The sequence below is a fragment of the Mesorhizobium sp. WSM4832 genome (assembly GCF_055811115.1).
The window spans coordinates 18,163-29,883 of record NZ_JBVVQH010000004.1 but is presented as its reverse complement, the minus strand read 5'-3'; the positions used below and the strand labels follow the sequence as shown (position 1 = coordinate 29,883).

General features: G+C 62.8%; 9 protein-coding genes. 5 read left to right on the top strand and 4 right to left on the bottom strand.

Annotated features, from left to right (window positions below):
* Nucleotides 1-215: 215 nt before the first annotated feature.
* The 4 genes from AC0L2L_RS07170 to AC0L2L_RS07155 all read left to right on the top strand — a co-directional run bounded on the left by AC0L2L_RS07170 (nt 216) and on the right by AC0L2L_RS07155 (nt 6,587).
* The gene (locus AC0L2L_RS07170) at nt 216-1,109 is read left to right on the top strand and encodes a LysR substrate-binding domain-containing protein (RefSeq protein WP_473577147.1); all 894 of its coding nucleotides are present in this window, start codon (nt 216-218) and stop codon (nt 1,107-1,109) included.
* A gap of 281 nt (nt 1,110-1,390) precedes the next feature.
* Nucleotides 1,391-3,046 (top strand): ABC transporter substrate-binding protein, encoded by a 1,656-nt coding sequence (locus AC0L2L_RS07165; protein ID WP_473577146.1) that lies wholly within the window; start codon nt 1,391-1,393, stop codon nt 3,044-3,046.
* A gap of 148 nt (nt 3,047-3,194) precedes the next feature.
* Complete coding sequence (locus AC0L2L_RS07160) at nt 3,195-5,612, top strand: GcvT family protein (RefSeq protein WP_473577144.1); 2,418 nt, start codon at nt 3,195-3,197, stop codon at nt 5,610-5,612.
* Nucleotides 5,613-5,684: 72 nt separating this feature from the next.
* Nucleotides 5,685-6,587, top strand: a complete 903-nt coding sequence (locus AC0L2L_RS07155; protein WP_473577142.1) for an SMP-30/gluconolactonase/LRE family protein — start codon at nt 5,685-5,687, stop codon at nt 6,585-6,587.
* A 26-nt stretch (nt 6,588-6,613) separates the two neighbouring features.
* Here AC0L2L_RS07155 and AC0L2L_RS07150 read toward each other — a convergent pair whose 3' ends face one another.
* The 4 genes from AC0L2L_RS07150 to AC0L2L_RS07135 all read right to left on the bottom strand — a co-directional run bounded on the left by AC0L2L_RS07150 (nt 6,614) and on the right by AC0L2L_RS07135 (nt 10,620).
* On the bottom strand, nt 6,614-7,531 hold the full coding sequence (locus AC0L2L_RS07150; RefSeq protein ID WP_473577140.1) for an allantoinase PuuE: 918 nt from the start codon (nt 7,529-7,531) through the stop codon (nt 6,614-6,616).
* A 22-nt stretch (nt 7,532-7,553) separates the two neighbouring features.
* Complete coding sequence (locus tag AC0L2L_RS07145; protein WP_473577138.1) at nt 7,554-8,630, bottom strand: pyridoxal phosphate-dependent aminotransferase; 1,077 nt, start codon at nt 8,628-8,630, stop codon at nt 7,554-7,556.
* Between the two features lie 202 nt (nt 8,631-8,832).
* Nucleotides 8,833-9,669, bottom strand: coding sequence for an alpha/beta fold hydrolase (locus AC0L2L_RS07140; protein ID WP_473577519.1), 837 nt, complete (start codon nt 9,667-9,669; stop codon nt 8,833-8,835).
* 306 nt (nt 9,670-9,975) lie between these two features.
* Nucleotides 9,976-10,620, bottom strand: coding sequence for a hydrolase (locus AC0L2L_RS07135; RefSeq protein WP_473577136.1), 645 nt, complete (start codon nt 10,618-10,620; stop codon nt 9,976-9,978).
* A gap of 154 nt (nt 10,621-10,774) precedes the next feature.
* On the opposite strand from AC0L2L_RS07135, the gene AC0L2L_RS07130 reads away from it, so the two are divergent.
* A complete protein-coding gene (locus tag AC0L2L_RS07130; RefSeq protein ID WP_473577134.1) occupies nt 10,775-11,668 on the top strand; it encodes a LysR family transcriptional regulator in 894 nt (297 codons plus the stop codon).
* The last annotated feature ends 53 nt before the right edge of the window (nt 11,669-11,721 follow it).

The window sequence follows — 11,721 nt, the reverse complement described above, 5'->3', positions numbered from 1 at the left end:
TGTAAAAAATATTCTTTGCCTTGGCCCTTTGTGTTTTTTCACCCGCGGGCCCCAATTCCTATTTTTTTTGTATTGTGGGGGGGGGTCGCGGTTCCCCTAAAACCGGCTAACCGCACCATCGCTTTGTTTTGACGCAATTCCGGACGGAAGCTACGGCCGAGGCGCCGAGCCTAACCGCTCACACTTTTCCTGGAATTGCTTTTTAGGAGACCGGGATGAAGCCGCCACCCCCCTTGAACTATATCCGCTCTTTCGAGAGCTCGGCCCGCCATTTGAGCTTCACCATGGCGGCCAAGGAACTGGGCTACACCCAGGCAGCGGTCAGCACGCATGTGCGCGCGCTCGAACATTATATCGGCCGGCAGCTGTTCATACGCTACCCGCGCAGCCTGAAGCTGACCGAGATGGGGGAGGCGTTCCTGCCGACGTTGCGCCAGGCGCTCGACCAGATCGACCAGGCGACCGAAGCGATCGTCGCTTCCTCGCGCAACCGAACGGTGGTCGTTTCCTGTCCGATGAGCCTTGCGGAGAACTGGCTGGCGGGCTGCATGGCAGCCTTCCGCAAGAAGCATCCCGAGATCGAGATCGTGCTGCACGGCACGATCTGGGAAGACCTCAGCGAGCAGATCGCCGACATCACTATCTCGACGCGGCGCTTCGACGACAGGCCGCCTTCCGCCATCCCGCTCTGGAATGACGAACTGGTCCTGCTCTGCGCTCCCGGCATGCTCGAAGGCGAGCACGCGCTGAAGACGCCGCAGGACATGCTCAAGGTGGATTGGATCTTCGTCCATGGCCGCCAGGAATACTGGCAGGTGGTGACCGATGCGCTCGGCGTCGACATGGAAGACCACGACAAAGGCTTGTCGACCAACGCCTCCAACATAGCGCTTGAAATGGCCGCCATGGGGGCGGGCTTGGTCGCCACGCAGCGCTCCCTGTCACACGCCTATATGGATCGCGGGCTGCTCGTCGAGCCGTTTCCCGTGCGGCCGCCAAGTCCCTGGAATTACTATCTCACCGAGAGCCAGCTTTCGAAGGGGAACATCGCGCGCACCGTCAAGGAATGGATCCTGTCCAGGGCCAGGGAAGACGCTGCGCGGCCTTAAAGCGCATCGCGCAGGACCGGACTCGGGCGACGCGCTTTAAGTCTTTTGTGGACACATGTCGTTGTCCCAAAACCGCTACGCACTTTTGGGCGACATGCATCAGCGCCGGGTTTCACCCTCAAAAATTTGACGAGCCAATGGCATTGTTTTTTTAGGTCTCAAAGGCCGGTTTTCTGCCGTTCGTGACGAGCCGAGCCCTTCCGGGATTTTTGCATCGCCCCTAACATGTGCAGCCGCAAGGGGAATGTAACGGGCGAAAAGCCCCGAACCGGAGAACAACGATGACAATGTTCAAAAGCAACGGTGACCGTGTCCCGACGGTCATCGAAAGCTACGCAGCCGAAGTCAAAAGCGGCAGGATGGACCGCCGCGAATTCCTGGCCATGGCCAGCGTGATGGGCGCTTCCACGGCGCTCGCCTACTCGATGGCGGGAATAGAGCCGGCCAAGGCCGCCGCAATCGTGCCCGGCAAGAAGGGCGGCATCCTGAAGATGCAGATGATCATCAAGGACATGAAGGATCCGCGCGCCTGGGACTGGTCCGAGATCGCCAACGTCATGCGCCAGTGCAACGACTACATGATCCGCTACACCACCGACTTCACCTTCGAGGGCCATCTGGTCGAGAGCTGGGAGGTCAGCGACGACGCCACCGAATACACGCTGCATCTGCGCAAGGGCGTGAAATGGTCGAACGGCGACGACTTCAACGCCGACGACATCGTCTACAACATCGGCCGCTGGTGCGATAAGGCGGCCGAGGGCAATTCGATGGCTGGGCGCATGGGTTCCCTGATCGATCCTGCCACGAAGAAGGCTTCCGCCGGCGCCATCACCAAGGTTGACGACCATACGGTGAGGCTGAAATGCAACCAGTCGGACGTCACCATCATCCCGGGCTTTTCCGACTATCCCGCGGTCATCGTCCATCGCGACTTCGACAAGAACGGCGCCAACATGCTCAAGACGCCTGGCACCGGCCCCTATGAGCTGATCTCTTACAAGGTCGGTGAATCGGCCTCGGTCCGGCGTCGCAAGGACTTCACCTGGTTCGGCGGCGAGCCCTATCTCGACGGCGTCGACTGGACCGACTACGGATCCGACGCCTCCAACCCCGCCATCGGCAGCGCCTTCGAGGCCGGCGAGATCGACTGCAACTACCAGACGGTCGGCGGCACCGTCGACCTCTACGACAGCATGGGCCTGGTCAAGGAGCAGGTCGTCACCGCCGGCACCATCGTGCTGCGCACCAACGTGACCAACAAGCCTTACGACGACAAGCGGGTACGCAACGCCATCCAGCTCGCGGTCGACAACGAGACGGTGCTGAAACTTGGCTATAGCGGCCTGGGCCAAGTTGCTGAAAACCATCATGTCTGCCCGATCCATCCGGAATATTACGCGCTGCCGAAAGTTCCGCGCGACTTGGCCAAGGCAAAGGCCCTGATGGCCGAGGCCGGCCAGACCGATCACGAGTTCGAGCTGATCTCCTACGATGCCGACTATGTGAAGGACCCGGCTGACGTCGTCGCCGCGCAGATGCGCGACGCCGGATTCAAGGTCAAGCGCACCATCATTCCGGGCTCCTCGTTCTGGAACGACTGGACGAAATACCCTTGGTCGACCACCGACTGGGGCATGCGGCCGCTTGGCGTCCAGGTGCTGGCGATCGCCTATCGCAGCGGTGAAGCGTGGAACGAGTCCGGCTACGCCAATCCGGACTTCGACAAGAAGCTCAACGAAGCGATGGCCATTGCCGATCCCGAAAAGCGCAAGGAGCTGATGAAGGAGGTGGAGTTCATCCTGCAGGACTCCGGCATCCTCGTCCAGGCGTTCTGGCGCTCGCTCTACCGGCACCACGCCACCTATGTGAAGAACCTTGGCATGCATCAGACATTCGAGCTGCAGCTGGACAAGGTTTGGCTGGACAAGGCCTGAAGCAGCCGATCATGACAAGCATCTCAGGGGCGCATGTTGCGCCCCTGAATCCGCCGGCGACTGCGATCGATCAGTCAGCTAAGTGAACTTCCAGAGCGCTTCGAAAGAGCGCGAAGCAAGTCGCCGAACAAAGGGAAGAAACCTCAACATGCGTACTCATGCACAAGCCGTTGTCATCGGCGGCGGTCTGATCGGCTGCTCGATCCTCTATCATCTCGCCAAGTTCGGCTGGACGGATGTCGTCCTTCTGGAGCGCAGCGAGCTGACCTCCGGTTCGACCTGGCACGCGGCGGCCAACATCCATGGCCTGCATGATTCCACCAACATCAGCCGGCTGCAGCATTATACGATGGCGCTCTACAAGGAGCTGGAGGCCGAGACCGGCCAGGGCTGCGGCATCTTCCAGCCGGGCTCGCTCTATCTCGCCCAGACAGAGGCGCGCGAGCATCAGCTGCGGCTGCAGGAAGCCAAGGCGCGGCGCTACAAGATGAACTTCTACGAAGTCGCCCGCGACGAGGCGGAGCGGCTGCATCCGCTGGTCGACTTCGACGGCATACGCTGCATCATGTATGAGCCGGAGGGTGGCAATGTCGATCCGTCGGGCGTGACGGCGGCTTATGCCGCGGGTGCGCGCCAGCGCGGCGCGGAGATACATCGCTTCACGCCGGTCACGGCGACGGAGGCGCAGCCGGACGGCAGCTGGATCGTGCGCACGCCGAAAGGCGACATCCGCACGCAATGGGTGGTCAACGCTGCCGGCCTGTGGGGCAGGGAGGTCGCCGCCATGGCCGGCCTGCAGCTGCCTTTGATCCCGACCGAGCACCAGTATTTCGTCACCGAGACCATTCCGGAAATCGCCTCCATGGGCCGGCGCCTGCCGTCGGTCGCCGACCGCGACGGCGAATATTATCTGCGCCAGGAAGGCCTGGGGCTGCTGATCGGCGCTTACGAGCGCAACATGAAATTCTGGGCCGAGGACGGCACGCCGATGGATTTCGGCCATGAGCTGTTTCCGGATGATCTCGACCGCATCGAGGAAAACATGATGCGCGCCATACAGCGCGTTCCGGTGATCGCGGCCGCCGGCGTCAAGAAGGTGATCAACGGTCCGATGATCTGGTCGCCAGACAGCGCCGTGCTGTTCGGCCCGGTGCCGGAGCTCAGCAACTATTTCTGCTGCAACGGCATCATCCCCGGCTTCTCGCAATCGGGCGGCATGGGCAAGCTTGCCGCCGAGTGGATGATCGAGGGCGAGCCGACGCTCGACATGTTCGGCTGGGATATGGCGCGCTTCGGCCACTGGGCCGGCAAGGCCTTCACCAAGGCGCGCGTGCAGGACCAGTACAGCCACCGCTTCAAGATCCATTTCCCGAACGAGGAGCGCGCCGCCGGCCGCCCGGTGCGGACGCGGCCCGTCTATGAAATGCAGAAAGAGATGGGCGCCGTCTTCGGCCTCAATTTCGGCTGGGAGCATCCGCTGTGGTTCGCGGCGGAAGGCGAACCGCGCGAGGAAACGATCGGCTTCACGCGCCAGAACTGGTGGGGGCCGGTCGGCCGCGAAGCCCGCATGCTGCGCGAGCATGCCGGCATTATCGACATCTCCAATTTCGCCAAATACGAAGTGAAGGGTCCGGACGCGGAAGCCTGGTTGAACGCGACTTTCGCCAACCGCATGCCGACCAAGGTCGGCAATTCCTGCCTGACGCCGATGATCGGCAAGCGCGGCGGCATCGCCGGCGACTTCACCGTCACCAGGCTGGCAGATGACGAGTTCATGGTGATCGGCTCGGGCATGGCCGAGCGCTTCCACCAGCGCTTCTTCAAATCGGTGCCGCTGCCGGCAGGCACGACCTTCCGGTCGCGCACCGAGGAGCTTGGCGGCTTCAACGTCGCCGGGCCGAAATCGCGCGAATTGCTGCAGCGGCTGACCAATGACGATCTGTCGAACGAAGCGTTTCCGTTCATGCGCTCGCGCCAGATCACCGTGGCCGGCGTCGATGTCGTGGCGCTGAGGGTCTCCTTCACCGGCGATCTCGGCTGGGAGCTGCACTGCAAGGCCGCCGACCAGATCGAGCTCTACAGCGCGCTGCTCAAGGCGGGCGCGGAAGTCGGCGCCGGACCGGTCGGCTCGCGGGCGCTGATGTCGCTGCGCGTCGAAAAGGGCTACGGCAGCTGGAGCCGTGAATATTCGCCCGAATACTGGCCGCAAGAGGTCCAGCTTGATCGCCTGATCAAGACGGACAAGGAATTCCTTAACCGCGAGGCCTATCTCGCCGTCGCCGACAAGCCGGCTCGGGATCAGCTGATCATGCTTTCGGTGTCGGCCAAGGATGCGGACGCCACAGGCGGCGAGCCGATCTTCCTGCCTGACGGAACGCCGATCGGCCAGGTGTCGTCGGGGGCCTATGGCTATTTCGTCGAGCAGTCGCTGGCGATGGGCTACGTCAAGGCCGGAACCGCCAAGGCCGGCGACAAGGTGACCGTCGCCATCCTGGGCCGGCCGCACGACGCGGTGCTGCTGGCGCATCCGCCCTTCGATCCGGAAGGCAAGCGGCTGCGGTCGTAGCGGCGATCACCCACGATTGGAGAAGGACATTCGAAAAAGGACTGCAACCAACTAAAAACAAAGGGGAATCGCATGTTCAAACGGCATCTTCTGGGCGCAATGTTCGCCCTGGTCCTCTCATCCTCCGCGCAGGCGGCGGACATCAAGGTCGTCAATGACGATGCCTGGTTCGCCGAAGGTCCGATCTGGTATCAGGACAAGCTGTTCTACGTCGAATATGGCCGCGGCACGGTCACCGTCTGGGACGGCAAGAAGAACGACATCTTCTGGAAGATGGACGGCTGCGGGCCTTCGGCCGTGCTGCCGACAACCGCCGGCGAGTTCCTCGTCACCTGCTACGACAACAACACGATCGGCCGCATCTCGGCCGACGGCAAGACGCTGCCGGCCTATGACAAGGACACGGACGGCAAGCCGTTCAGCGGACCGAACGATTTTGCGCCCGACAAGGATGGCGGCGTCTATTTCACCGGTTCCGGCAAGGGCGGTCCGCTGATCGACGCCTCGGCCTATTACATCGGCAAGGACGGCAGCGTGAAGAAGGTCGCGGGCGACCTGCACAATGCCAATGGCCTCGTCATGTCGAATGACGGCAAGATCCTCTTTCTGGTCGAAACCGAGGACAACAGGATCATCGAGTTCGACGTCCAGCCCGACCATAGTTTGAGCAACCGCCGCGTCTTCCTACGGATCGACGATCTCTTCCCGAACCAGCCGCATATCTGGCCCGACGGGATCAAGATGGACAAGGCCGGCGAGATGTATATCGGCCAGAGCCCGCGCTCGCTCGATGCGCCGGGCAAGATCATTGTCGTCGACAAGGACGCCAAGCTCTTGCGCACGCTTTCGGTGCCGTCGCCATCCATGCCGAACTTCGCCTTCGGACCGGACGAGAAGGTGCTCTACGTGATGGCGCTCGACCAGATCGACGCAGCACCGTGGCACGGCAAGGTCTATGAGGTCCCGAACAAATAGGGTTCGCTGATAGCCGGCCGGCGGCTTCAGCCGCCGAACCGGTCCAGCCAATGGCGGGCAAGGTCGGAGCGCCGGCAGACCCAGATGTCGGGATTGGACGTGACCTTGTCGAGGAAGCGCTCCAGCCCGATCATGCGGCCGGGGCGCGCCGCCAGCCGGCAATGCAGTGACACCGTCATCATGCGCGGGGTCTTTTGGCCCTCCTTGAGGAGCCAGTCTACGCCGTCGCTGACATATTCGAAGAACTGGCCGCCGGTCTCCAGCCCCGAGCCGCGCGAAAAACGGCTGTCGTTGTTGTCGAAGCTGTGCGGCACGACCAGATGCTTTTTGACGCCGACATCGACGAAATAGGGCAGGTCGTCATTGTAGTCGTCGCAGTCGAACAGGAAGCCGCCGTGCTCGGCGACCAGCCTGCGCGTGTTGAGGCTTGGCCGGCCGGTGTACCAGCCGAGCGGATCGATGCCGGTGATTGTCCGCACCGTATCCGCCGTCATGGCGATATGCTGACGCTCTTCCTCCTCGCTGAGCGGCGCGTAGTCGATCCAGCGCCAGCCGTGGCAGACGATGTCGCTGCCAAGTGCCGCGATCGCCTTGCCTACGGCCGGGTTGAGCTCCAGCGCGCGCCCGACGACGTAGAAGGTCGGGATGACGCCCTTGTCCTGGAACAGCGACAGGAGCCGCCAGACGCCGACGCGCGAACCGTATTCGTAAAGCGATTCCATATTGCGGTTGCGCAAGCCGGGCTCGGCCGGCGACACGGCAAGGTCCGACAGGATCGCCTCGGAAACGCCGTCGCCTTCGCCGATCGAGTATTCCGCGCCCTCCTCGTAGTTGACGACGATATTGAGCGCCAGCTTCGCGCCGCCGGGCCACTCAGCCGACGGGGGCTGCTCGCCATAGCCGATGAAATCGCGGGCGAGCAGATACGGCGCGTCTGACGTCATGAAATCCCCTCGGAGAAAGCCGTCACCAGCATTGACGGCCGCGCATGGCGGTCAGGATACGCAACGCGCGGTCCATGACATCCTGCGGCCCGACCGTCATGCGCAGGCAATCGGTCAGGCCGTAACCCGCCATGCCACGCACGATGATGTCGGCGCCGCGCAGGGCGCTGTCGGCCGCGGCGGCGGCTGCCGCGTCGGCAAAGCGGACCAGGACGAAATTCGTCCGGCTCTCGGGAACTTCGTATCCGGCCGCCCGCAGGCCTTGCGCGAAGCGGTCGCGAATTTCTGACGTGAGCGCCACCGTCGAGCGCATATAGGCCTGGTCCTCGATGGCCGCGACGGCCATGGCGAGGCTCACGGTCGAGACCTGGTTGGAATTCTGCATCTTGCGCAGTTCGGCGGCGATCTGGGGCGCGAACAAGCCCCAGCCGATGCGCGCGCCGGCCAGCCCATAAGCCTTGGACAAAGTCCGCAGGACGACGGTGTCGCCACGCCCGGCAAGCGCAAAGACGGCTTGCGGATCCTGGTCGTCGAATTCGCCATAGGCCTGGTCGATCACCAGCAGAACGTCCCCGGGAAGGGCCGCGCGCAGGCGCAGCAGTTCCGCATTGTGGATGCGTGTGCCGGTCGGGTTGCCCGGATTGCAGACGAAGACAATGCGCGTCGCGGGCGTGACCGCCGCCAGGACGGCGTCGATCGAGACCTGAAAGCCGCGCTCCGCGGCCTTGACGTAGGTCGCCCCGACACGCGCGGCCGCCGAGGCGGCAAAATTATAGGCATAGTCCGTGCCCAGCACTTCGGCGCCGGGACCGGCGAAGGCCGCGATGGTGCAGGCGATCAGGTCCATCGAGCCCGCGCCGCACAGGATAAGGTCACGCTCAGCCCCATAGGTTTTGGCAATCGCGTCGCGCAACAAAGTCCAGTCCGGGTCCGGATAAAGCTGGCTGCGCGCCACGGCGTCCCGGCCCGCCTCGATCGCCTTTGGGCTGGGTGGGAAAGCGCTCTCGTTCTGGGCCAGCGTCGGCCGGTCAAACCCACCGAAATTCGCCAGCGCGAAAGCGGACATGGCCTCGATATGGGCGGTGGCTTTCAAGGGCACGGCATATCCATGCAAGTCCAGCGATCAACTTTATCGGCAAGGTCTGCCGGAAATGAAGGCTATGGCATGGTGACAAAGCAGCAAAGCAAAATTCGCCGGCACAATGGCTATGGGAATTTGGCCCATGCGGGTGGGTGGAGGCGGCGCCGGTCCTGGCTCTCTTTCCTCAATCAGCCGGGCCAGCTTTCCGCCCGCTGCCGCTTCAGTTCGTGACGAATTCCAGAAGGTCGGCGTTCAGCACATCGGCATTCACTGTCAGCATCCCGTGCGAGAAACCGGGATAGGTCTTCAACGAGCCATTCGGCAGCAGCTTGACCGCCATCAAAGCCGAGGCGGCGATGGGGACGACCTGGTCGTCCTCACCGTGCAGCACCAGCGTCGGCACGGTGATCGCCTTAAGGTCATCGGTCTGATCGGTTTCAGAGAAGGCCTTGATGCCATCGTAGTGCGCCCTGGCGCTACCTATCATGCCCTGCCGCCACCAGTTCTGGATCACGCCTTCATGGACCGTCGCGCCCTCGCGGTTGAAGCCGTAGAAGGGGCCTGACGGGACGTCGCGGAAGAACTGGGCACGGTTGCCGGCCAGCGCCGTCCGAAAGCCGTCGAAGACCTCCATCGGCGTGCCTTCGGGATTATCATCGGTCTTCAGCATCAGCGGCGGAATGGCGGCGACAAGGACGGCCTTGGCCACCCGGCCCGCAGGTTCGCCATGTCGCGCCACGTACCGCGCCACTTCACCGCCACCGGTGGAATGGCCGATATGAACCGCGTTCTTCAGGTCCAGCGCCCTGGCAACGGCAAACGCGTCGGCCGCGTAGTGATCGATGTCGTGGCCGTCGGCGACCTGCTCCGAGCGTCCATGGCCGCGCCGGTCATGCGCGACCACGCGATAGCCCTTCGACAGGAAGAAAAGCATCTGCGCGTCCCAGTCGTCTGAGCTGAGCGGCCAACCATGGTGAAAAACGATTGGCTGGGCGTCCTTGGGACCCCAGTCCTTGTAGAAAATCTGTACGTCGTCGTCGGTTGTGACAAAACCCATGGTGTGGTCTCCGTCTGGGGTATCGTGGGTGGCAGGCCCCGCAGCACGCGCAGGACCCAATGGAAAGGCGAAGCTTGCGGTAAGCGCCGGGGCCGAGATCAGGACGTCGCGGCGGTTGAGCGGCAGGCCAAGGGTGAAGGTGGGAGGCATTGAGGAACTCCGCGAGTTCAAAAGGCGGCGGGTGGGGATCACACGCAATCGCCGCGCATGAGCGGATTTGTTTCGGTAGAAGGCTTCCCTGTGAGGTCAGGGCGGCGAGGGCCGGCAAACGGAACGATTCCGACCCTCACCGAAATGCGGCCGGGATCAGCCAGCTACTGGCGTGTTGAGAAGCTGCTGCTCCCAAAGATACGCGATGCCGCTGCCGCTGAAGTGCTGGATGAGAATCTCGGTCAGCTCCTCGACATGCTCGGTGCGCGCCCAATCGCGTTGCCATTCGCCAACGAGCGCCATCACGGTCATCACGTTCGCGCCGGCCGCGATCATTCGCTGGATGGCAACTTCGTGAGACTCTTTCGAAATCCCGCCCGACGCGTCGGTGATCACGGTTACGTCCCAGCCTTCGCCGGCGGCCTGGATGACAGGCATTGAGACGCAGACCTCGGTCCACAGGCCGGCGATGATCAGCTGCTTGCGGCCGGTCGCCTTGACGACGTTCACGACATTCTCGTCCTGCCAGGTGTTCACCCAGGTGCGATCGATGACTTCCTGGTCCGGAAACACGTCGGTGATCTGCCTAAAGAGAAGTCCACCGCGCGCCGCGATCACGCTGGTGAGAATGGTCGGAACATTGAAGGCTTTTGCCAGCTTCGCCAGCGCGGTCGTGTTGTTGACCACCATGTGCGGGTCGTGGCTGTTCAGATTGGCCAGCTGATAGGGCTGATGGTCGATCAGGACGAGGACGGAATCTTCGGAACGAAGAAGCGAATCGAGGCCGTTACGAGGGGTCATCAAGACTTCCTTTCTCTGCCGCTATGGACGGCAATAGGTTCACAGGAGACATGCGCCAACGGGCGACGTTGCCTGAACGCAATTTGCTGTTCCTTTTGGTGATGCGATAGTGTCATATTTTGGCAAGCTGTGTCGCGAAATGAGGAACGCCGGAATGGACATCGAAGACCTGCAGACATTCGTCGCAGTGGCCGATGCAGGGGGTGTATCGGCCGCCGCGCGCCGGCTCGGCGTCTCCAAGTCAATCGTCAGCCGGCGGCTGGTTCGGATTGAAGCGGAACTTGGCGTCCAGCTTCTTGCACGAACGACCCGCGGCGCCGCTCTCACCGAGGCGGGGATCACGTTCAGGGACCATGCGGCCCGGGCCAGCGCCGAGATCGACACCGCCAGGGAAACGATCCTCCCGACTGGCGACCTTCGCGGCCGCCTGAGGGTTGCCATGCCGCTTACTTTCGGCCCAACCCACTTCGCCCCGGTGCTCGCGGAAATGGCGCGTCTGCATCCGAAGCTTCAAATCCATACCTCCTACAGCGATCGCTTCGTTGATCTCATTACGGAGGGTTTCGATTGCGCGATCCGGGGCGCCTACCTTCAGGACTCCAACTTGATCGCGAAGCGCGTTGGGCCGATCCATGGAAAGCTTGTCGCAAGCCCGGATTACATCAAAGCGAACGGGTCACCTGAGACGCCAGATCAGCTCGTCATCCATCAGGCCCTGATGCAGGGGACGGAAGCCTGGCAGTTCATGGATGGCAGCAAGATTGTCACGGTCCAGCCGCAGGGCCGGTTCAAGGCCGACAGCGCCACGGCGCTTGCCGCCGCGGCGGCGGCAGGTCTCGGCATCGCCTGGCTGCCCGATTGCATCACACATGAATATGTGTCCTCCGGCGCGCTGGTCCCGATCATGACACGCTATCCGGTACCTCAGGGGGCCGCGTATATCGTACGCCCGCCGGGTCAGCATCCGACGCGGAAAGTGCGTGTGCTCACGGAAATGCTGACCGAGTATTTCAAACGGAACCCGCAGCTTTGGGGTCTCGACACCTAGGACACGAACGGTGCGAAGCCTTGTCAAGGAACTGGGTTCGACGGGTGGCACTA